Origin of the sequence: Actinomadura monticuli (assembly GCF_041463655.1) — a bacterium.
Classification (GTDB): Bacteria; Actinomycetota; Actinomycetes; order Streptosporangiales; family Streptosporangiaceae; genus Spirillospora; species Spirillospora monticuli.
Genome location: NZ_JAXCEI010000002.1, coordinates 15,172 through 38,957 on the forward strand (window position 1 = coordinate 15,172; position 23,786 = coordinate 38,957).

General features: G+C 72.1%; 7 protein-coding genes. 1 reads left to right on the forward strand and 6 read right to left on the reverse strand.

Annotated features, from left to right (window positions below):
• Positions 1-6: 6 nt before the first annotated feature.
• From lysA to SM611_RS04010, 3 genes are read right to left on the reverse strand one after another with little or no spacing between them, the layout of a single operon-like run.
• Positions 7-1,305 carry a diaminopimelate decarboxylase gene (gene lysA / locus SM611_RS04000; protein WP_371947425.1) on the reverse strand — a complete coding sequence of 433 codons (1,299 nt, stop codon included), beginning with the start codon at positions 1,303-1,305 and terminating at the stop codon, positions 7-9.
• Positions 1,302-7,712: a non-ribosomal peptide synthetase gene (locus SM611_RS04005; protein WP_371947426.1), complete on the reverse strand. Its 6,411-nt coding sequence runs from the start codon at positions 7,710-7,712 to the stop codon at positions 1,302-1,304. The genes lysA and SM611_RS04005 overlap by 4 nt, the downstream gene beginning before the upstream one ends.
• Positions 7,702-10,302: a condensation domain-containing protein gene (locus tag SM611_RS04010; RefSeq protein ID WP_371947427.1), complete on the reverse strand. Its 2,601-nt coding sequence runs from the start codon at positions 10,300-10,302 to the stop codon at positions 7,702-7,704. Before SM611_RS04010 ends, SM611_RS04005 begins: the two co-directional genes overlap by 11 nt.
• Positions 10,303-10,410: 108 nt before the next feature.
• Between SM611_RS04010 and SM611_RS04015 the strand changes: the two genes are divergently transcribed.
• The gene (locus SM611_RS04015) at positions 10,411-15,534 is read left to right on the forward strand and encodes a type I polyketide synthase (RefSeq protein WP_371947428.1); all 5,124 of its coding nucleotides are present in this window, start codon (positions 10,411-10,413) and stop codon (positions 15,532-15,534) included.
• Positions 15,535-15,546: 12 nt separating this feature from the next.
• Here SM611_RS04015 and SM611_RS04020 read toward each other — a convergent pair whose 3' ends face one another.
• The 3 genes from SM611_RS04020 to SM611_RS04030 are packed head-to-tail and all read right to left on the reverse strand — an operon-like array spanning position 15,547 to position 23,736.
• Positions 15,547-21,828: a non-ribosomal peptide synthetase gene (locus SM611_RS04020; protein WP_371947429.1), complete on the reverse strand. Its 6,282-nt coding sequence runs from the start codon at positions 21,826-21,828 to the stop codon at positions 15,547-15,549.
• Positions 21,818-23,056 (reverse strand): DegT/DnrJ/EryC1/StrS family aminotransferase, encoded by a 1,239-nt coding sequence (locus tag SM611_RS04025; protein ID WP_371947430.1) that lies wholly within the window; start codon positions 23,054-23,056, stop codon positions 21,818-21,820. The genes SM611_RS04020 and SM611_RS04025 overlap by 11 nt, the downstream gene beginning before the upstream one ends.
• 35 nt (positions 23,057-23,091) lie before the next feature.
• Complete coding sequence (locus tag SM611_RS04030) at positions 23,092-23,736, reverse strand: LmbU family transcriptional regulator (RefSeq protein ID WP_371947431.1); 645 nt, start codon at positions 23,734-23,736, stop codon at positions 23,092-23,094.
• Between the last annotated feature and the right edge of the window lie 50 nt (positions 23,737-23,786).

The following is a 23,786-nucleotide window of genomic DNA, read 5'->3' on the forward strand; positions in this document are numbered from 1 at the left end:
CTTCCCTCATCCGAGGTCCAGCCGGAGCAGGTCCTCTTCGGTCTCCCCGCGAACCAGCACCCGGGCCCGCCCGGACCGGACGCCCACGACGGGGGGCCGTGGCGAGTGGTTGAAGTTGCTCGAGAAGCTGCGGCAGTAGGCGCCGGTACCGGGTACCGCCAGGAGATCGCCGGGCCGGACGTCGGCCGGAAGGGTGCCCTCGCGCACGAGGATGTCCCCTGCGTCGCAATGCCGTCCGACCACCCTGACGCGGATACCGCGTGCGGTGGAGCACCGCCCGGCGAGTGCGGCGGTGTAGTCGGCGCCGAGCAGAGCCGGCCTGATGTTGTCGCTGAGCCCGCCGTCCACGGCGACGTAGGTGCGCAGCCCCGGCCGCTCCTTCACCGTGCCGACACGGTAGAGCGTGCACCCGGCGGGGCCCGCTATGGACCGTCCGGGTTCGATCGCGAGCCGTGGGACGGTGAGCCCTCGCGTCCGGCTGTGCGCGTCAGCGCGCGCTTGCAGCTCCCGGGCAAGGTCCTCCAGGTCGATGCCAGTGTCGGGCTCGGTGTAGGCCATGGCGAAGCCGCCGCCCAGATTGATCTCCGGGCATGCGGGCGCGGCCCGGGCCCGAAGGTCGAGCAGCCTGGTGAGCGCCGCCTCGTAGGCTGCCGGTGTACGGATCTGGGAGCCGAGGTGGGTGTGCAGACCCGCCAGCTCGAACCGGTCGTCGGCCCGGATGCGTGCGATGGCCGGTCCGGCGGCGGAGCGGCCGAGACCGAACTTCTGGTCTTCATGGCCGGTGGCGTTGTGCGGGTGGGTGTCGGTGCGCACCCCCGCAACGACCCGGAGGAGCACCGTCGCCCGCACGCCGAGCCGCCGTGCGATGGCCGACAGCAGTTCGATCTCGTTCTCGGAGTCGATCACGATGCGGCCGACCCCGGAAGTCAGGGCCCGGGTGAGCTCGGCCGCGGACTTGTTGTTGCCGTGCAACACGATCCGGTTCGGCGGGAAGCCCGCGGCAAGCGCCACCGCGAGCTCTCCCCCGCCGCATACGTCGAGCCTCAACCCGGCCTCGGCGACGATCCGTGCGATGGCCTTGCAGAGGAAGGACTTGCCCGCGTAGTAGATGTCGAAGCCGTCGAACGCCCTTGCGAACATGGCACAGCGGGCGCGGAACTCGGATTCGTCGACGATGTAGGCGGGGGTGCCGAACCGTTCGGCCAGGGCGGTGACGGGAACCCCGCCGAGCAGGAGCACTCCCTGGACGTCGCGGCGCGCCGTGGCGGGCCAGGGCCCCGGGACGAGCGCCGGCGCGGCCCTCATCCGCACCCGGCCTCGGAGACGGCGGCGGCGATGGCCTCGGTCAGGAACTTCGGCCGGGTCACGTGGAGGTGATGGCCGCCGTGCCCCGTGGAGACGATCCGGACGTGCTCGGCGAGCAGGTCCCAGCGTCGGGCGTAGCGGGTGGTGCCGGCGATCACCTTGTCGTCCTCGGCGTAGATCACGGTGAGCGGGCAGCCGAGCCGGCGCCGGGAGCGCAGCAGCGTCAGGAGAACCGCGTCGGCATGCACGGAGTCCGCCCTGAACGCCCGCACCAGGCCGCGACGCTCGTCCTCGGCGAGACCCGTGAGGTCAAGCCCGCCGCATTCGGTGAGCCACTGCACCACCGCAGTGTCGGGCCCGGCGGCGATCCGCGTCGCGGTGCACCGGTCGGGGTCGGTCGAGTCGAGGATGTAGGCGAGAGCGAAGACATGAACGGGCGCGTCGCCGGACTCGTCGAGGGCGAGCGCGGTAGCGACCGCGACCGGAGCGCCCGCGCAGTGCCCGAGCAGGGCGATGGGCCCGGTGGCCGCCGCGCGGATCTCGGCGGCGAGCCGGGCGGGGTCGGCGTCCCCGCCGGGTTCGAGACCGAGTACGCGCACCGGCAGTCCGGCTCCGGCGATCGCGTCGGCGAGGGGCCGGTAGGCGCCGGCCTCTCCGCCGGCGTACGGCAGGATGACGAGTGTGACGGATTCGCCGCCGGTGGCCAGGGCGGTGAGCCGGGGTCCGCGGGGGGTGTTCCTGAGCTCGTCGACGAGCTGAGCCTGTTCCCGGACGGTCGGCCGTGCCCAGAGGTCGGCGGCGGCGACCGGGACGGCGAAATGCCGGCTCAGGGCTCCCGCGAGCAGCATGACGTCGAGGGAGTTGGCGCCGAGCGCGATGAGATCCGGTCCGGCCGGAGCTTCGCCGAACCGGGCGGACCAGAGTGCGGCGATGTCCCGCTCCAGTGCGGTCGCGGAGGCCGGGCCGGGCTCGCCCTCCACCGGGACCGGGAGGGCGGCGACGTCGATCTTACCGGAGGGCAGCCGCGGCCAGTGGTCGACGACAGCCACGACGTCCGGTACCGCGGCCCCGTGCAACCGGGCGGCGGCATGCTCGCGAAGGGCCCGGCCGAGTCCGGGGTCGACTGCCAGGACATGGGCGACCAGCAGCCCTCGGCCATTCCGGCGGCGCTGGGTGACGAGAGCGTCGAGGACGCCGGGATGAGCCATGAGAACGGCCTCGACCTCCGCCGGCTCGATTCGTACGCCGCGCACCTTCAACTGCCGGTCCCTCCGGCCGAGGAGGTGCAGGACGCCGTCCGGGCGGACGATCGCCAGATCACCGGTGCGGAACCAGCGAGCGCCGTGCCCGTAGGGCGCGGGAAGGAAGTGGTCGGCGGTGAGCCGGGGATCCTCCAGGTAGCCGTCCGCGAGCGCGACCCCACCGACCATGATCTCACCCGGGGTGCCGGCGGGAACCCGTCCGCCGTCCTCATGGACGACGTCGATCCGGACGCCGGGCAGCGCCCTCCCGATCGGTACGGGGGCCGTGTCCTCGCCGGTGACGGTGTGGACCGTCACATCGGCACACACTTCGGTCGATCCGTAGAGGTTCCGGATGACGACGCCCGGGAAGCGGGCGTGCAACATCTGGGCGAGGTCGTGGCCGAGCGGCTCCCCGCTGAGCTGCCAGATGCGGACGCCGCCCAGGTCGCCGGCCCGATCAAGCCGCAGCAGTTCGCGCAGCAGCGTCGGCACGATCGTCACTCGGGTGATCTTGGCATCGCGGATGAGCGACACCAGGTCCGCGGGGTCCGTGACCCCGTCGGGCAGTATGCGGGTTGGTACCCCCCGGACAAGTCCGTCGAACAGTTCGGCGATCGCATCGACGAATGTCACGGGCGTCCGCAACAGGAAGACCTCATCGGGTCCGGCGGGCGCGCTCGCCGCCGACCATCGCAGCCGGTTGGCGATCGCTCCATGCCCGAGGACGACGCCCTTCGGCCTCCCGGTGCTCCCGGAGGTGAACACCACCACGGCTGGTCGCCCGCCGCCACCGGTCGGGGGCGGGCACCCGGGCGGCGCGTCCTGATCGGCCCGGAGCGGGAGCACGGGGACCGGGACATGGGGGATGGAGAAGGAGCCGGTCTCCGGAGCCATGACGGCAGCGGGCCCGGCGGCGGAGAGGATGGACTCGCGGCGCTCCACCGGGTGTGCGGCGTCCAAGGGGAGATAGGCAGCGCCTGCCCGCAGTACGGCGAGCACGGCGGCGACATAACCGGGCGACCTCGGGAGGCAGAGTGCGACCACAGAGCCGGGCCGTACACCGCGGGCCGACAGCTTCGCCGCCAGCGCTCCGGCCGTGTCCTCCAGGTCGCGGTAGGTGAAGCGGACGTCCTCGTACTCCAGCGCCACCGCATCGGGTGTACGGGCCGCCTGGGCGGTGAAGAGACCGTACAGGTCTGCGTCCTCGGCCTCCGCCGGACCGCTGCCCCAGGGGACGGGGCCGAGCAGCCGGTCAAGCGGATTCACGGGTGCGTCCGGATCGGCCACCAGCCGGTCGAGGGCGGCGGCGTAGAGCCCGGTGACCTGGTCGATGCGCCACTCGGGGAACACCGATCCGGTGAACTCCAGGGTCAGCCCGACCTCGCCGGTGAGGACGTCCTGACGGAATTGGGCGGTCAGCGGATGGTAGGTCTGGTCGGTGGCTTCGATCCCGACGATCCGCAGCGGCCCCGAGCCGGTCCACCGCCGGTACGGCTGGAAGTGGGTGAAGTTGAAGACCGTGTCCAGGGGCCGCGTCAGACCACCGTCCCTGAGCATTCGTGCGTAGGGAAGATGCCGGTCCCGCAGGGCGGCCAGGTGCCTGGCATGGACGGCGCGCACAAGGTCGCGGTGCGTGCCGGCGGCCACGGGAACACGCAGCGGCATGGTGTTGAGGAACATCCCGATCGTCCGGGCACCGCCCGGCCGCTCCGGCCGGCCGTGCGCCATGACGCCGGTGACGACCTCGGTCCTTCCGCACACCAGCGCGACGACCTGGACGTGCGCTGCCAGCAGAACGGACCGCAGCGGGACGCCGAGCTCGGCGGCCAGCCGAAGGAGCCGCGCGGAGGTGGCGGAATCGACCGGCACCACCTTGCGGCGCACACCCTCCACCGCGTCCGGGGCTTGGGGCAGAACAGGCGCATCCGCCACGATCCTCGCCCAGCGTGCGCGAGCGCGATCATCGCCGAGGGCCCTCTCCTCCTCCCGGAGGTGCCGGGCATGGATGGCCGGCTCGTCCGGCGCCGGGAGGACCACCTCGTCAGGGTCGAGGTAGAGCTCCAGCAGCGTGGCCAGCGCGACGGTGACACTCCATCCGTCGAGCATGGGTTCGGTGAGCGTGAGCCGGAACTCTTCGTCGGTCATCCTGTGCACGTCCAACGCGAAGAGCGGCGGCAGCGCCCAGTCGAATCGGCGCCGTTCACGGCCGGCGGCATGGCGGGCGAACTCGGCCTCGGCGTCCCGGTGTCCTCGCAGGTCAGTCACCACCACCGCGTCGGGGACCGTGGGATGCACGATCTGCACCGGCCCGCCCGGCAGTGTGATGTCGACGGATGTGCGCAGGAACGGCGTGCGGCGCACAAGCGCGTCGACGGCGCCGCGGAAGCGCGTCTCGTCGAAGTCGCCGCGCAGGGTCAGCGTGGTCGTGTACACCCGGTAGCCGGGGTCCGTCTCCGATGCGTGGACCAACCCGGCGAGCACGGCCGACAGGGGGTAGGCGTCCTCGACGCCGGCGGGCAGGGCGGAGCGCTGCGCGTCCGTCAGCAGCTCGAACGGCTGAGGGTCGGGGGCGGACTCGGCGGGGACGGGCACGGCGGTCTCGGCGAGCCCGCGCAGTGTGGGGCTGTCCGCGAGGTCGGCCGCGGAGACCGCCAGCCCCGCACCCTGCGCGCTCGCGGCGAACTCGATGCTGAGGATCGAGTCCCCGCCCGCCTGGAAGAAGTCCGTGTCGAGTCCTTCCGGTGGAGCACCGAGGACTTCCTGCCAGACCTCGGCGAGCCGCCCTTCCCGCTCCGTCCACGGGCGGTCCGGTGTCACCGTGGCGGGCGCGGGCGTGCCGAGGCTGAGCAGAGCGGCCCTGTCGGTCTTTCCCGAGTCGAGGGTCGGCAACTCGGGCAGGACATGCCAGACGTTCGGGCGCATGTACTCGGGCAGCGTTTCCCGGACGGTCTCACGCACCGTCTCGAGGAGAGCGGCACGGTCACTCTCCTCGCTCTCGACGAAGCCCACGAGGACGGTTCCGCCGGAGTCCGCGCTCCGGGGGAGGACCACCGCTCTGCTGACCCCCGGCACCGCCGTGGCCACGGCCTCGATCTCGCCAGGCTCGATGCGAAAACCGTGCAGGGCCATCTGGTGGTCTGCGCGGCCCAGGAACTCGACGAGGCCATCGCGGCGGCGCCTGCCGAGATCTCCCGTGCGGTAGAGACGGTCGCCGGGCGCGCCGTGCGGGTCGGCCACGAACCGCTCCGCGGTGAGCCCCGGCTTGCCGGCATAGCCTCGGGCGAGGCCGTGCCCCCCGATGTAGATCTCCCCGACGACCCCCGGAGGCAGTGGTTCGAGCCGCGGCCCCAGGACGTGGACGCTGACCCCGCTGATCGGCGCCCCGATCGGAACCGAGTCCGGATCACGGTCCGGGGAGCAGTCGTAGGAGGTCACGTCAATGGCCGCTTCCGTCGGCCCGTACAGGTTGTGCAGACGCGCCCGGCACGTCTCGAAGAACTGCGCTCTCAGCTGGGGTGACAGCGCCTCCCCGCTGCAGATCACGTGTCGGACGGATGGGGTGTCGGCGAGTTCGCCGCTACGCAGCATGGCCTGCAGCATGGACGGGACGAAGTGGACGACCGTCACGCCGGACGAGCGGATCACGTGCCCGAGGTAGGCCGGATCCCGGTGCCCCTCGCGGCGCGCGACTACGAGCCTCGCCCCCGTGATGAGCGGCCAGAACACCTCCCACACGGACACGTCGAAGGTGAGCGGCGTCTTCTGCAGGACGGCGTCGTCCGGGCCGATCGGATAGGCGTCCTGCATCCAGAGCAACCGGTTGGCGAGACCGGTGTGGATGTTGCAGACCCCCTTCGGGTCACCCGTTGAGCCGGAGGTGAAGATGACATAGGCCGCCGAACTCGGCGCGGGGCCAGGGGCGGGCTCCGCCGAGGCCGCGAGGAGCGCCTCCGAGGTCAACGCGTCGAGAGTGGTCCGCCGCGGTCCCTCGGGAGGGGCTGAGTGCTCATCGGCGACAAGGAGAGCGGGGGCGGCGTCCGCGACCATCCGGGCACGTCGTTTGGCCGGATGGTCCGGGTCCAGCGGCAGGAACGCGGCTCCCACCCGGAGGATCGCCAGCAGCAGGACCATCACCCGCGCCGATCTGCCGGCGTGGACGGCGACGACGTCCCCGGCGCCGACGCCCCGGTCGCGCAGGCGGTCGGCGACGACGGCCGACATGTGCGCCAGCTCCGCATAGGTGAGGCTCAGGTCTTCGCCCTCCAGGGCCGGGCGGTCCGCGTGCACGGCGGCCACGGCGGCGAAGAGATCGGGCACCGTGTCCGGCGGGGGTCGCAGTGGGACGCGGCTTCCGGCCGCCACCGCGGCGGCGGCCTCCACGGCGTCCAGCAGGGGCAGCGCCTCGACCGGGGCGTCCGGCGCCGTGGCCATGCCGCGCAGCAGGTTCTCGGCGTTCCGGGCGAACCCCGCGACGGTCGCCTTGTCGAACATCGCCCGGTCGTACTCGACCGTGAGCAGCCGCTTCTCAAGCCGGAACACGAGTTCCAACGGCTGGGCCGCGGGCACCGCGCCCACCGCGAACCGCACGGTGAGACCGTCGGCGGGTGCACGGCGACGCATGCGAGCGGCCGCGGTCTCGGCACCGGTCTGGCGTACGGCGGATCTCCCGTCCCGGACGGTCGACAGGTCCAGGCGCGTAGCGGGAAGCCATCCGTCGTGCGAGAAGCCGACGGACACGGCACTGTCCCCGGACAGGCGGGATAGCAGGACGTGGACGGCCGCGGTGAACACCGTTTCGGTAGGGAGCCTCAGTTCCCCTGCGAGTTCACGGACAGCGTCGAGGAGATCGCCGGGCAGCAGCCGCTCGACGCGGCCGTAGCCCGCCGAGCCGAGCAGGCACTTGGGCCGGTCCATCGGAAGATCTGCCGGGCCGGGCGGGTCGACCTGACCGGTGGACGGATCCGGGGAGTTGCTGGACGGGCCCGCCGCTGGCGGTCGCCCGGGGCTCGCCCGCCGAGCGGCGGCCTCGATCCAGTCCAGGCAGGCCGTGCGCGGTCCGCGCACGTCGACGGCGGCCCAGCCCGCCGGGCTGGGACGTCCGGCCGGCATCACCGAGTACTGACCGCGGGCGTTCACCACCACCTGACAGTCTTCAGCCGGCATGGCTCACCTTTTCCAGCTGGGCGGCGAACAACCGCGGGGTGGGAGCGCCGAACAGTAAGTCGAGCCGTATCCGGCGGCCGACGAGTCCGCCCGCGGCGTGCACGAGGCGGGCCGCGGCCAGGGACTTTCCTCCGGCTTCGAAGAAATGTGTGTCCGCATCCGGTTCGACGCCGGTGAGCATGGTGGCCCACAGGTCGATGAGAGCCGCGAGCAGAGCGTCGTCCATGGCGGCCGACTCGACGGGGGTGTCCTCGTCCGCTCCCGGCGGCGCGGTGAACTCCAGTTCGCCCGACCAGGTGAGCCGCCCAGGGCGGTCGGCGAGCGCCCTGGCGGAGGCCGACGGCCAGCGCACGCCGTGCGCGCCGGCCAGCACGGTGCCGGTCAGGCCGGGCAGGAGATTCTGCCCGAGCCGGTCCTCGATCAGCACCCCACCGACGAGCGGCCGCCCCGTCCAGCCCGTCCCGCTGCCCCCCGGACCGACCTCGCCGAAGGCGGCCCACAGTCCGGTCCGGGGATGCCGGATACCCCGGAAGACCCGGGCCCCCGCCGCGAGCAGGGCCGCGGTGTCCGGTACGGCGGGCCCCTCACAGAGCAGCGTCCGTCCATTCAGGGATTCCGGCGGCTCCTCCCCGGGGCCGATGTGCACCAGATCCGCATCCCCAGGGTCGCCGAAGACGAGCCTGCTCCCCCGCGCCAGGTGCGGCATCGTCTCACCGACCAGGCTCGCCAGCCCCCTGGACCCCGGCACCCGCACCACTGCGCCGGTGATCTCGTCAGAGAGCATGCCCAGTGCACCGTGGGTGATGACGATCGGTCCGTCGGCACTGAACAGTTGCAGCGCCGCCGCGGCCGGCGGAGGCTCCGCCATCTTCGGACCGGGTGTCACCGGTCCGAGACCGGTCACGTCCTCGGGAGGGTCGGGCAGTGCGATGGACACCGCACCGACCGGCCCTGGCCGGCCCGGCGAGACGAGTACGACGCGGAGCCCGCGCCGGGCCGTGTCCCTGCGGGACCAGCCGGCGGACTCGGTGCCGACCTCGGCGACGCAGGCGCCGGCGAGCCAGCCGCCGACCACGGACGCCAGTCGGCCAACGGGCTCCCCGTGGGCCAGGCCGACGACATCGCCGGGCCCGACCTCGGCGGCGCGGAGGGTGCTCGCGATCTTCTCCGCCCAGGTCCAGAGCTCGGCGAAGGTGAGGTGCCTGCCGCGCGTGCCGACCGCGATGTCACCGGGACGAGCCCGAGCGGCGGCGGCGAGCCGCGCCACCGGATGCGGTCGGGGCCTGGGGGCGTGCGGGCGCTGAGCCGCGGCGTCGGCGGCGGTGGCGATCGGCACCGCACGCAGCGGCGTCTCGGACGCGGAGTCGAGGGCGCCCAGCAGGGCGAGGTACCGGCCGGCCAGGGCGTCGATCTCCGTCCGATCATGGATTTCCGTGCTGTACTGCGCCTCGACCCAGGTTTCCTCGACCCCGGACAGGACGGTCAGCTCCAAGTCGAACCGACTGTGCCCGTTGTGGAGTGACAGTGGCCGCGCCGGCTCCCCCGCAATGACCAGATCTGCCGGCAGGCGCCTCGGAAGATGGTTGAACAGGTAGCGGAACGGAGTGGAGCGCCAGCCGGCCGTCCCCTGGGGCGGCCCGCTCGTGACGCTGTCCACGGTGGTGCCCGCATGCCGGAACCCCGCGAGGACGGCGTCCCGCACCGTGCGCACGTATGCGGGGAAGGCGTCATCGGGGCGAACCGTGAGGCGGAGAGGAAGGACTCGGGCGTGGAAGCCGACGGCGCCCCGTTCCCGCGCCGTGCGGGGATCAAGGTGGATCCCGATGATGAGATCGCCGCCGGCGCCGTGCCGACAGAGGAGCAGCGCGTAGGCCGCGAGGAACACGATGTTCTCGGTGACCTTGTATCGCCTGCGTAGTCGGTCCACCACACTCCGCACTTCGTCCGGGACCCGGTAGCGCGCCGTGTCACCGAGAAGGCTCGGTACGTCCGGTTCCGGCGCACCGCAGGCGATCCGCGCAGCGGAGTCGGATCCCGCCAGCCGCGCTCGCCAGAAGTCCCGTCCCTCCTGGGTCGGCCGCAGCGGCACCAGCGCGGGCGGCGGCGGCAATTCCGGCGGTTCCTCGTCCCGCTCGAGTGCGTTGTAGCAGGCCAGCAACTCGGATATCAGGACGTACACCGACGCGCCGTCAATGATCAGGTGGTGACCGACGATGCACAGCACATCGGTCGTCGCGGTCCGGAAGGCCACCACCCGGATGAGCGGGCCTCCGTTCAGGGGGATCGGCGTGGCAGCGAACCGCAGCAGGCACTCTTCGAGCGACCCGGCGCCGACCGAACGGATCTCGACCGGAATGTCGATCGCGGCCGTCACCCGCTTCTCCGGCCCGCCTCCCGCGCCGGCCGCGGTGAAGACCGTCCGCAGCGCGGAATGCCTGCGGGCGAGCACGGCGACGGCCATCCGCAGCGGCCACCATCGGAACCGGGCGGTGCTCGCCACCGCGACCGGGATGTTCCCGTATCCGGGAGCCAGCTCGCACAGGACCAGCAACGACCGCTCCCGGTCGTCCGGTTCGAGAACACGATCCATCTATGCCCCCAAAATAAATATCCCGGGCCACCGTCAGCAGAGTGCCTTTTACTCCGGCGGCCTGGCAATCCATGGCCAGTTCCCAGCGCGGGCATTTAGTGTGCTGCCATGGCCAACACCCAGGAAGCGATTGCCATCATCGGTGTCGCCGCCCGGCTTCCGGGCGCGCTGGACGCCCGCGACTACTGGCTGAATCTGCGCGCGGGCCGGGAGTCGGTGACGACGCGCACCGACGCCGAACTGCTCGCTCATGGGGTCACCCAGCGAGAACTCGCAGATCCGCACTATGTACGGCGGGCCGGACTCGTACCCGCGCTAAAAGATTTCGACGCCGGATTCTTCGGCTTGACGGCTCGTGAGGCGCGAACCAGTGACCCGCAGTTGAAGTTGTTCCTGGAGGTCAGTCATGCTGCTCTCGAAGACGGTGGTTTCGACCCGACCGCGATGACCAGCGATATCGCCGTATTCGGCGCTGCCGGCCAATCACGGTATACCGACCTGTATGTCAACGGAGACCTTCGTCATCACGAGGCCGCGACGCTCGTGCTCAACAATAGCGATTATGTGGCGACGTTCACCTCCTACAGACTCGATCTCCGCGGGCCCGCCATGACCGTGATGACGGCCTGTTCGAGCTCACTCGTCGCCGTGCACCTGGGGTGCCAGTCACTGCTGCTCGGCGACTGCGACATGGCTCTGGCGGGCGGCGCGAACGTGGAACTGCCCTACGGGCAGGGATACAGATGGGGACCGGGGAGCGTCCGCTCACGGGACGGACACTGCCGTCCGTTCGACGCGGCGGCGAACGGCACGGTCTTCGCCGACGGCGCGGGCGTGGTGCTGTTGAAGCGGCTGTCCGATGCCGTCGCCGACAGGGATCACATCCGCGCGGTGATCCACGGAACGGCGCTGACCAACGACGGCTCGGAGAAGATGAGTTTCGGGGCGCCGAGCGTCGAAGGGCAGGTCCGGGCGATCGTCCAGGCGATGGACATCGCCCAGGTCTCGCCGCAGGAGATCTCTTACGTGGAGGCGCACGGCACCGGCACGGTGATCGGCGACCCCATAGAGATCGCGGCTCTGGATCGGGCGTACCGCTCGCTGGCGGACGGGCCGCTGCCCCCCGGTTCGATCCCCATCGGGTCGGTCAAGGGCAACATCGGGCACACCACTCCCACCGCGGGCGTGGCGAGCCTCGTGAAACTCGCGCTGGCCATGGACGCGGGCGAGATACCGCCCAGCATCGGCTTCAGCAAGCCGAACCCGAGGCTGGAGCTCGACCGCACCCCGTTCTTCGTGGCCTCCGCGCTGCATCCATGGCCCCGGGAGGAGGGGCGCCCGCGCTGGGCTGGACTCAGTTCCCTCGGCGTGGGCGGCACCAACGCGCATGCGGTGGTCGGTGAGGCTCCCGTCCCGGTCCGCTCCCCCGTCGACGGCCGTCCCAGAATCGTTGTCTGGTCCGCTCGGACGCCGCAGGCACTCGCCGACGCGACCGCCCGGCTCGCGGACCACTGCGCCGACGCGGACGCCGCGACCTTCGCCGACGCCACCGCGACCCTGCAGCGAGGCAGGACCGCCCACCCGCTCCGGGCGGCGGTCATCGCGTCCGACTTCGCGGAGGTCGCGGTGGCGTTGAGGTCGGAAAGGACGGTCACCCCTCCGCTCACCGACACCGAGACCGAGACCGATCACGGTGTCATGTTCATGTTCCCCGACCAGGACTCACAACAAGCCCGGATGGGTGCCGGCCTGTACGGCGTGAACCCTGTCTTCACCACGGAAATGGATCGGATACTGGGCTGGCTGGAAGACGGTCCCCGGCTCCGCGAGCTCTGGCTGGACGGCGACGCCACGGCATTCCGATCCGCCGTCCACGCCCAGCCGCTCCTGTTCGCGGTCGAATACGCCCTGGCCCGCGTGCTGGAACGGCTTGGGCTGAGGCCCGTGGCACTGGCGGGCCACGGGCTGGGCGAACTCGTCGCCGCGGCCCAGGCGGGGGTCTTCGACCCCCGCGACGCCGCGCGGCTCGCCGAGATCCGCGGCCGGCTGACGCAGGAGCCGGGATCCGCGGCGGCCTCCCTCGCAGCGGCTGTCGCCGAGATGAGCCCGCGCGAGCCCGCGATCCCGGTGTACTCGGGCCTGATGGGAGGGCGCCGGCTGACCGCCTCCACGGCGACCGATCCGGAGTTCTGGGCACGGTCGGTAAGCACCCCCGCCCGGTTCGAGGAGGCACTCGGCGCTCTGCTCGCCGACAGAACATGGACGCTCCTGGAGACCGGCCCGGGCACTGCCCTCTGCGGGCTGGCCGCCGCACACCCGCGGCTCGGAGACTCCCGGGCCTTTCCGGTCCTCCCCGGTCCCCCCGTGGCCGATGACGAAAGAGGTCTGCTCACCGCCGTCGGCTCGGCATGGGTCCTCGGCCATGCGGTCGAGTGGGCCGAGCTGCGTGCGGACGAGCCGCTGCGCAGGGTCCCGCTCCCCGGCTACCCCTATCAGCGGACCCGCCACTGGGTCACGCCCGAGACGGGTCCCGCGGCTCCGCAGTCCGCGGCCCCCCGGGAGAACGAGACCGCCGCACCGGCCCCCGTGGTCACCGGGGCGGAACGGTCCGCGCCGGACGCGCCGCCGGCGTCCCCCTTCTCCGTGCTCACCTGGACGGAGCGGCCGGCACCCGCGAGGCACGCCGACGAGGCGGACCTCGGGTGGGCGCTGGCGCTCGTACCGGACGACGTCGGCGAGTCGATGCCGCTGGTGCTGGCCCTGCAGCGGCGAGGGTACCGAGTGGTGCTGGTCCGGCCCGGTGTCCGGTACGCCGAGGCCGCGCACGAGTTCCGCCTGCGGCCCGAGGTCCGGGACGATTTCGATGCGATGCTCGCCAGGCTCGCCGAGACCGGCAGGACCCCCGTGCTCCTCACGCACGGCCTGGCCGTCGACGACTGGCAGCCGGTGACCGCCGCGACCGTCGATGCCCAGCTCGACCTCGCGTTCCGCGGGTTGCACACGGCGGTGGCCGCGATGGCGCAGCGAGCGTCCGGCCGACGTGCGCCGGACATCCTCGTCGTCACCCGGCAAGCAGTGGATGTTTCCGGTGGGAATCCCGCGCACCCGGTGAAGGCGGCGTTGCCCGCCCAGGTCCGGACGCTCGCCGCCGAGATGCCGGGCGTCACCGTCCGGCTGGTCGACATGGCGGGAACCGACGAGGCGGACCTCGCCGCCGAACTGGCCGTGGCCGACCCGGAACCCGTCGTCGCGCTGCGCGGGGGGCGCCGGTGGGTGCCCCGCGAACTCGACCACGTCCCGGTCCCCGCACCGTCCCCGTTGCGGCAGGACGGCGTCTACCTGCTGACCGGCGGGCTCGGCGGGCTGGGACTCGCCGTAGCACGGGGGCTCGCGGCGACCGGGTTGCGGCCGCGGCTGGTTCTCGCCGGCAGGTCAGGTCTTCCACCGGGCCCGGACGACACTGCCCGAGCCGACGCGCTCACCGAGGCCGTCGCTCAACTGGAGGCGCTGGGAGCGCGCGTCCGCGTGCAGTCGTGCGACATCACCGACCGGCGGGCGCTGGCACGCCTGCTGGCGACGGCGAAGGCGCACTTCGGCCCCCTCAACGGCGTGTTCCACCTGGCCGGGCTCCCGGGCGCGGGCATGCTCGCGCTGCGCGACCGGAGCGAGGCCGACGAGGTGTTGCGACCGAAGATCCATGGAACCCTGGGCCTGGCCGAGGCGCTCACCGATCCGCTCGATTTCTTCGTCTCCTTCTCCAGCCGCGCCGCGCTGACCGGGATGGTGGGCAGCGGCGACTACGCGGCCGCCAACGGCTTCCTGGACGCGCACGCCGCCGCCGTGCGGGGCCGGCTCGGCCGCATGCTCAGCGTGGGCTGGCCCGCTTGGCACAGCGTGGGTATGGCGAGTTCCCAACTGCCCCCTCCCGGCAAGCCTGACGCGACGGCCGCGGGCGAGTACGCCACGATCCTCTCGGCTCGTACCAGCTGGGTACTCGACGAGCACCGGCTCGATGGCACCCCGGTGCTGCCGGGCGCCGGGATCGCCGACCTGGTGGTCCGCGCGGCGCGCGAGCGGCTGGACGTCCACGGGGCCCTGGAGTTCGAGAACCTCGTCTTCAACCGCGCACTCGCGACCGCCCAGCCCCGTGAGGTCCGCGTTCGCTTCATCAGCGACGGCGACCGGTACCGGTTCGAGGTGGTCTCCCGGCTGGAGTCACAGCAGGACGCCGGCTGGACGGTCCACGCGGGCGGTTGCGTCCGGGCACTCGATGACCTCGGCGCTACTTCGCCCATAGCGGTCGCCGATCTCACCTCGGCGATGACGGAGCGTCCAGCGCCTGGCCCCGGCCGACAGGGCCCCCGGATGTTCACCTTGGGGCCGCGCTGGCAGAACGTCGAGAGCGTCTGGTCAGACCAGAACGGAACGAAGATCGTCCGCCTGGCGCTACCCGAGGCGTTCCTCCCCGATCTGCGGGACCATCCGCTGCATCCGGCGCTGCTGGATTCCGCGACCGCCTCGCTGCGCGAGCCCGAACGGGACGGTGTCCGGATACCGTTCCGCTACCGCCGCCTGGCCCTCCATGGCCCGTTGCCCGCTGAACTGTTCAGCCGCATCCACCGCACGTCCTCCGACCAGCATTCCATCACCGCCGACATCGAGCTGATCGCGCTCGACGGCACGCTGCTCGCCGAGATCGAGGGCTTTACGATGTGCTCCGTCGACACCGCCTTCGCCGATGAGTCGTCGCGGACCCAGGCGCCGACCGGCACCCGCGGCCTCGGCCCGGAGCGGGGCGCGCGACTGCTCCTCGACCTTCTGGCGGCACGCACCCCCGCCCACGTCCTTGTCCGCCCGTTCGACGGCGACGCCCCCCTTCCGCTCGAAGGCACCGGTGAGAGCGGCGCGGACATCGTGTCTCCGATCCAGGTCCGCGCCACCGGCCGCCGGTTCCTCCGCCGGGACCGTCCCGATGATCCGCCGGCGCCTCCGCCCAGCGCTCCGGACGACATCGAGCGGCGTCTCCGCGTCCTCTGGTCCGAGGCGCTCGGCTCCCCCGACTTCACCGCGGACGCCGACTTCTTCGACGTCGGAGGCGACTCCATGAGCGCCATGCAGGTGGTGGACGGAATCCGCGACGTCTACGGTCTCGAACTCGGCATGGCCACCGTCTTCGACCACCCCACGGTCACGGCCTTGTCCGCGGTGGTGCGCGAGCACCTCACATCCTGAGCGATGTCCTCGTCAGGATGGGCGGACCGCCACACGCGCCGCGTAACGAGCGCTGAGGCGGGCCACCCGAGCGCGCCCGATGCCGGATCGCCGGAGAACAGCCCGGCCGCCGTCCGGCACGGTGCCCTCGCAGATGCGGGCCGCGAGGCCACGAGCGGTGGGGTACTGGAACAGGTCCGCCAGCGTCAGGCGGGCGGCGAAGCGGTCCTCCAGGAAACGGTGCACGCGGAGCAGCCCGAGGGACGTCCCGCCTAGAGCGAAGAACGGGGTGTCGGGATCGATGGCGGGCAGGTCGAGGACCTCGCACCACAGGGCCATGACCGCCGCGAGAACACCCTCGTCGGACACGGCGGCCGGCCGACCGGGGCGCGGCGGGAGCCGGGACGGATCGGCCTTGCCGTTCGGCGTCAACGGAATCCGGTCAACGAGGACGATCTCGTCAGGAACCATGGTCGTGGGCAGACGTCCCGCCAGATCCCGGCGCAGGCGGACGGGGAGCGCCGGATCGGACGCGGCGGACACCGCGAGCAGCAGCCGGGAGCCTCGGGCCAGCGCGGCGCAGTCGGTCACTCCCGGATGGGCGCGCGCCGCCTCTTCCACCTCGAACAGGTCGACTCGGGCGCCGTCCGGCGTGAGCGCGCCGACGGCGCGGCCGACGAAATCCACGGTGCCGTCCGGACGGTATCTACCCAGATCACCCGTGTAGTGCAGGCGGATTCCCGGCGCGCCGTCCGGGTCGGGACCGAACCGCGATGCGCTCCGCTCCGGCTCGCCGACGTAGCCGAGGGCCAGGTGCGGGCTCCGAACCGCTATCTCCCCCAGCTCGTTGACCGCGGCGATCTCCTGGTTCCCCGCCATCACCAGGAGTTCGGCCCCCGGCCCGCCGCGACCGAGCGCCGGCGCGTCCGCAAGGTCGATGAGTCCGGCGAGCTGGGGGGTCTCGGTGGTCCCGTAGCCACCGGCGAGCCGGGCGCGGGGGAACACCGCGCGTAGCGCGAGGTGGTCATCGGCACTGATCGGCGCGCCGCAGACCGTGACCAGCCGCACGGACGGCACCGCGGTGCGGGCGGCCCGTGCGGCGGCGGCGAGCAGCCTGGCCCGCGCGGGCGTCAGATGGACGACGGTGCATCGGGACTCGGCGAGCCAGCGCACCGTGGCCTCCGGCTCGGCGTACACCGCCGCGGGCGGGAAGCACGCCGTCCCGCCCGTCCAGAGCGGCAGCAGCACCTCCCGCAACAGCGGATCGTGCGACAGCCCAGCGAGCACGGAGAACCGGTCCTGCCCGCCCAGTCCGAAACGCTCGGAGTACCACGTGAAGAAGGCCGTCACCGGTCCCTCCTCCGTGACCGCCCCGGCCTCCCGTCCTCCGGTGCCCGAAGTGAAGGTCACCGCCGCCGCCGTCTCCGGGATTTCGGCTACCGCTTCTGCACGGGCGGGAACGCCGGCGTCCGGCGACACTGCCACGCCGGACAGGTCGACGGCCGGGATGTCGCGCAGGGCATCGGGCAGTCCCTCCACCGCGACGACCAGAGGGGCGGCGAACCGGCCGAGCCGGGCGCGTAGACGTTCCCCGGGAAGCTCCGGGTCGAGGACGGCGAAGGCGGCTCCGGCGGCGCGAACTGCGAGAAGGGCGACCAGGAGGTCCGGTGTGCGCCGGGCCACGATCGCGACGACCCTCCCGGGGGCCGCGCCGAGGCCGGTGAGAGATCGGGCCAGCCGGGTGGCCGCGCGATCGAGGTCACCGTAGGAGACACCGCCGGGGTGCGCGGCGGCGGGCCGTTCCGGGTGGGCGACGGCGAGCGCCCGGAACCGGTCCGTCAGGGTCGTGCCGGGCACCGGGGCGAAATCACTTCGAGGTTCGCGGGGAGGCGCACAGCGGACCGCATCCGGCGATTCGCCCGCGCTCAACCGGCGGATCGTCTCGATGAACTGGCCGAGCAGGGCGCCGACCCGGTCGGCGGAGAAGGCGCTGGGCCGGTACACGAGTTCGATCTCCAGTTCCGCGCCGTCCTCCTGGAGGTAGACGCCGAGATCGAACAGTGCGCCGGCCGGCGGCAGGCGCAGTTCACGGACGCGCGTCCCCCGCAGCGCGAGCGGGTGCCTGTCGAAGTTGAGCAGGTTGAACCAGACGTCGAAGAACGGAGGGCGACGCCCGTCCCTCGCCGGGGCCAGCGCGGAGACCAGCGCGTCGAACGGCACATGCGGATGGCCGAGCATCTCCAGCACACGTTCCCTCGTCTCCGCGACGAGATCGTCGAAGTCGGCGCTCCGGGTGTCCAGGCGCAGCACCATCGTGTTGGTCAGGAAGCCGACGATGTCCTCGGACTCCGGCCGGTCGCGGACCACGAGCGGCACTCCCACCTGGACCTCCGGCCGACCCGTGTAGCGGCCGACGATCAGGGCGAACGCGGCGAGCAGCACGCTGAACGGCGTGGTCCCGGCCCGCTCGGCGATCGCACGAACCGCCCGGTAGGTCTGCGTGTCGAGCCGCCCCAGCACCGACTCTCCGGCGAAGTCCGGCGGCTCCGCCTTGGCGGGCAGGACCGGCGGCGCCGCTTCCGTCAGCAGCCGGCCGCGCCAGAAGGCGATCTCCTCCCGGTTCCGTTCCCCGGCCTCGGCTCCCGCCTCCCACACCGCGAGATCCGCGTACTGCAACCGCTGGACCGCCCAGGCGGGCTCCCGGTCCGCGAGCAGGGCCGCATAGGCCTCCGAGAGGTCACGCTTGAGAATCTCCATCGACCAGCCGTCGGTGATGAGATGGTGCATGACGAGCAGGAGGACCTGCCGGTCTTCCCCGGTCAGGTAGCGGATGGCGCGCCACAGCGGCGGCCGGGTCAGATCGAACGGCGTACCGACCGCCATGTCCATCCGGGTGCGCAGCACCGCGTCCCGTTCCGCGGCCGGCACATGGCGCAGGTCGACGACCTGGAACCCGCCGCCCGCGGGCCCGGTCACCCGCTGCTCCGGACCGTCCGCCCCGAGGCCGAACCCCGTACGCAGCGTCGCGTGCCGGCCCGCGAGCAGCGTCAACGCCTGGTCGAGCACGTCTGGATCGAGCGGCCCGGACACCTCGAAGCAGACTGGCATGTGGTAGGCGACGCAGTCCGGATGGATCTGGTGCAGCAGCCAGACACCATGCTGAAGCGGGGCGAGCGGCGCAGTCCGGCGCTCGGCCGCGGCGATGGGGCCGGACGTCTCCGCCGGCGGTGCGCCTTCGGCGAGCCGCGCGGTGGTGAAGGCCGCGAGCCGGGCGACCGTGCTGTGCTCGAAGAGCGCCCGGAACGGGATCTGCACGCCGAGCCGCTCCCGCATCCGGCCGATCACCTTGGCGACCAGCAGCGAGTGCCCGCCGACCTGGAAGAAGTCGTCGTCGGGCCCGATGTCGGCGGCGCCGATGACCTCCCGCCAGATGCCGGTCAGCACCTCCTCGACGTCACCGCTCGGGCCGGGCACCCCGTCCTGGTCCAGCCCGCACGAGGACGGATCGGGCAGCCGCGCCCGGTCGGTCTTGCCGACGGCGGTCAGCGGGATGGCGTCCACGGCGCCGAAAGACGTGGGCATCATGTACTCGGGAAGCGTCAGCCGGAGGTGGGCCCGCAGCTCCGCCGCGGTCACGCCGGTGCCGGGCGCGAGCACGAGATAGGCGACGAGCCGCCGGTCGCCGTCATGCATGACGGGCAGGACGGTGCTGTCGACGACCGCGGAATGGGTCGCCAGCGCCGCCTCGATCTCACCGGGCTCGACCCGGTAGCCGCGGATCTTGATCTGTTCGTCCACTCGGCCGAGGAACTGCAGCGTGCCGTCGTTGTGCCGGCGGGCGAGGTCCCCGGTGCGGTACATCCGCCCGCCGGGCGAATAGGGGTCGGGCCGGAACAGCTCCTCGGTGAGGTCAGGGCGTCCGAGGTAGCCGCGGGCGAGGCACACCCCGCCGACATGGACCTCGCCGACGCCTCCGACCGGGACCGCCTCGCCACGTTCGTCGAGGAGATAGACCCTGGTGTTGCTCACCGCACCACCGACCGGCGGATGCACCGGCCAGTCCTCCGGCCGACCGGTCATCCGGTGCCCGGTGATCACATGGGCCTCCGTCGGCCCGTACTGGTTGTCGAGCACGACACCGTCGAGCCTCGACAGCAAGCGCCGTACCGCCGGAGTCAGGTGCAGCACCTCTCCGGCGGTGACGATCTCCGCGAGCGGTGGAAGGTCGCCGTCGGCGGCCTGGGCGAGTTGCTCCAGCACCATCGGCGGGCAGTACAGCCGGCGGACGCCGGCCCGCCGCATGACCTCCAGCATCCGCTCGGGATCGCCCCGGTCCTCCTCGGCGAGCAGCACCAGCTCGCCGCCCGCGAGCCAGGTCGCGAACATCTCCTGGAACGAGATGTCGAAGCCGATCGAGGAGAACTGCAGTGTCGGCCCCGCCACCGAGGTCCTGGCGAGTTGCCAGCCGAGGAGGTTGGTGAGGGGCCTGTGGGTCATGACGACCCCCTTCGGCAGCCCCGTCGAACCCGAGGTGTAGATCACGTAGATCATCGAATCCGCGCCGGATCGGCGGCCGAGGTCGCCGCCAGGGCACAGGGCGACCTCGGCGGCCACCTCCTCCAGCACGATGCGGGGGGTCTCGGGCAGAGTCGCCGCGAGCGCCCGCTCGGTGAGCACGAAGGCGGCCGTGGCATCAGCCAGCATGTACTCGTTGCGGGCGGGCGGGTTCCCGGGATCGAGAGGCAGGTAGGCACCCCCCGCCTTCAGGACCGCCAGGACGGCCACCACCAGCGGAATCCCCCGGCGCAGGCACAGCCCGACTATCACCTCGGGCCCGACTCCCTCGGCCACGAGACGGCGCGCGAGCCTGTTGGCCCGGACGTTCAGCTCGTCGTAGGTCAGCCGGCACTCGCCGAAGACGACGGCCACCGCATCGGGCGTCCTGCGCACCTGGGCCTCGAACAGCTCCGAGATGGTCAGATCCGTCAGCAACCGGGGCTCTTGCGGGTTCCAGGACTCGAACACGAGTCGCCGCTCGGCGGGCGTCAGCAGGGCGACTTCGCCGGGCAGGATGTCAGGACGTGCGACGAAGGCATCCAGCAACGTCCGGTAGTGCGCGACCAGCCGGTTCGCGGTCTCGGCTTCGAAGAGATCCTCGGCATAGATGAACCTGCAGGTCAGCGCACCCGAAGTATGCTCGACGACACGGAGTTCAAGGTCCACTCGGCTCCACCGGACCTTGGTGTCCAGCCGCCGGACCTCCAATCCGGGCAGGGCGGGCTCCGACGGCGCGAAGGCATGACCGAAGGACACCTGGAAGATCGGATGCCGACTCAGGTCCCGGCTGTGCGTGAGCTCCAGCGCGATCCGGTCGAAGGGAACGGAGCGATGGGCGCGCGCCTCCGCGACGGCGCGAGCCGTCCTCTCCGCGAGATCGCCGAGGGTGGCCCCGCCACCCGTGTCGATCCGTACGGGCAGATGGCCGCCGAGATTGCCCACCATGTCCGCGAGCGGCGGCTCGGCGCGGCCGTCGGTCTGGACCCCGACCACCATCTCCGCCGCGCGCGTATGGCGGCTGAGGAGCGCTGCGAAGGCGGCGAGGGCGACGTCACCTGCGGTGCCCGGCCACGCGGATGGCGCCGGGACCTCGAAGGTCACCTCGGCGGCCCGGTAGGAGGGCACCGGCGGCCGGGACCGGTCGGTGGGCAGGTCGAGCGCGTCGGGCGCTCCCGCGAGCGCGTCCCGCCAGTAGGCCAGGTCGTCGTCACCCCCCGCGCGCTGCCGGCGCGCCTGCGCCGCGTACGACGGGGCCCGGCGGGGGGCCGCGCCCGCGTATCCGGCCGCCAGCTCCCGTTCGACGATCCCGAAGGAGTACTCGTCGAAGGCGGAGCGGTGCGCGGTGAGGATCAACACGTGCCGGAGCGCACCGGTGCGGAGAAGCCGGGTTCGAAGCAGCGGCCCGCGTGTCAGGTCGAAGGGAGCGAAGGCGTCCGCGATGGCCAGCGCCCGCGCCTGGGCCTCCGGGTCCGGGTCGGCGGAGACGTCCAGGTACCGCACATCCGCGGCACCGTCGGCGGAGATGAGCATCCGCAGCTCGCCCTTGACCAGCGCGTAGCGGGACCGCGGGGGCTCATGCTCGCGGACGAGCCGGGTCAGCGCGGCGGTCAGCGCGTCGACCGCGAGTTCGCCCTCGATCAGGTAGCTCTGCTGGGTCGTGTGCGCCGCGTTTCCCGCGGCCAGGTCCTCCAGGAACCAGAAGCGCTCCTGCGCAAACGACGGGACCTCGACCCGGTCATCGGTCTTCTCACTCCACATGGGTACCGCTCCGGGGCCGTACCGCGGCGACCGCCTCGTCGAGGACGGCGAGCATCCGGTCCAGCTCGCCGTCGGTCATGCCCGGATGGCACGGCAGGTTGAGCTGCTCGTCGAACCAGGCGCGCTCGGCGACCGGGCACTCGCCGTCGCCGTGCCCCCGGGCGCGCCACTCGGGGAGCAGGTGCAGCGGAAAGTACCGCAGCCAAACCTCCACGCCGCGCTCCTCCAGCGCTCTCACCAGGGCGTCCCGATCCACTCCACTGCCCGGGCGAACGAAGCACGTGTACAGGTGATGCCCGTGCACGGAGCCCGCGGGCGTGACCTGGGGACGGAACGTGGCGCCCGCGGCCAGATGGGCGTCGATCCGCTCGGCCACACGCCGGCGCCGCGCGCTCAGCGCGGCCAGGCGCCGAAGTTGCACAAGGCCCACCGCGGCGGCGGGTTCGCTCATCGTCGCGTTCGTTCCCGGGGCGCGAAGGCGGAGGCAGTCATGGGTGTAGGCAAGACCTGGGTAGAGCGCCTTCGGCACCTCGGTGAGCCGGCCACCGGTCTCGCGATAGACGCCGTCGCACTCGTTGCCTCTGATCCGGCGCACCCGCTCGGCCCAATCGTCCCGGTCGAACGTGATCATGCCGCCCTCACCCAGCGTCGTGATCGTCTTCGACGAGTGGAAGCTGAAACAGCCGATGTCGGCCAGCGCGCCCGGCGGTCTGCCCTCGTACAGCGCGCCGAGCGCGTGCGCGCAGTCCTCGACGACCAGGATGCCGTGGGCCCGAGCGAACTTCATGATCTCGTTCATCGCCGCGGGCAGGCCTCCGTAGTGAACGAGGATGATCGCCCTGGTCCGCGAGGTGGCCACCGCGCCGAGCAGCGCGGGGTCGATGTTCAGCGTGTCGGCGTCCACGTCGCAGAACCGAACGTGGACGCCCGTGCCGAGTAGCGCCTGCACCGTGGCCTGGTAGGTCTGCGGGCTGGTGATCACCTCGTCCCCCGGAGCCAGCTCCAGCAGCCGGATCGCGATCTCCAGCGCCACGGTGCCGCTGGTCACCGACAGCGCGTGCCTGACTCCGAGGAGGGCGCTGAAGGCGCCCTCGAACCGTTCCCTCCACCGTCCTTGGGAGAGCGGCTCCCCCGAGGTCAGAACCTCCTGGAGCACCCCGATCTCCTCGTCGCCGATCAGGCCGCCCAGCGAGCGGTACGGCAACGTGTAGCCGGACGTTTGCGACATCTAGCGACGCCTCTCACGAGAGGGTTCGGAGCAGGTCACGCACTGAGACCGTGCTCCGCGGCTTGGTCGAGCGTGTGCTGGATCCACTCGCCCAGATCGCACATCGCGCTGTCCGCCGCGCGTTCCCAGCGCGCACGCTGTTCCTTCGAGGCGTCGATCTGGATCACCGCGGCCGGACCCTCGGCAGTGGCGGGCCGCATCCGCGCCGCGCGCAGCCGCGCCCGCAACTCGTTGCGCGACCACCGCTGCGCCCGGGCCCGGTCTAGCCACTGGTCCTGCTCGTCCGGGGACAGCGACGCGACCTCCATGTGATGTTGGAAGCTGAGCTCGTCGCGTCGCCTGGACGCTACGAACCGGCGCGCCACCCAGGCGTAGTTGCGCAGCGTCTGATAGTCGAGCGAGGTCTCGTCTATCGCGCGCTTGTAGCGCTCGGGGTAGCGGTTCTGCCCGTAGACGAGCCAGTCTCCGAGCCACCACGCAGAAGAATCCGATATCCGGAATATCTGCTCGCCGATCTGTTTCCATGTCTCAATCGATATGGCCCCCTGAATGGACAGGCTCGTCCGCCGCGTCAGCGCCGACCGGTTCACCACGGGCCGCGCCGGGCCTCGTCCCGCCCGGACCGGCGGCCGCTTGCGGACCGGTGCCCCGTCGACCCTGGGGCTCGACGACTCGATCATCGGTCTCCCTCTCCTTGCGCTGGCGGCCGGGCCGGAAGCGGCTAGCACGG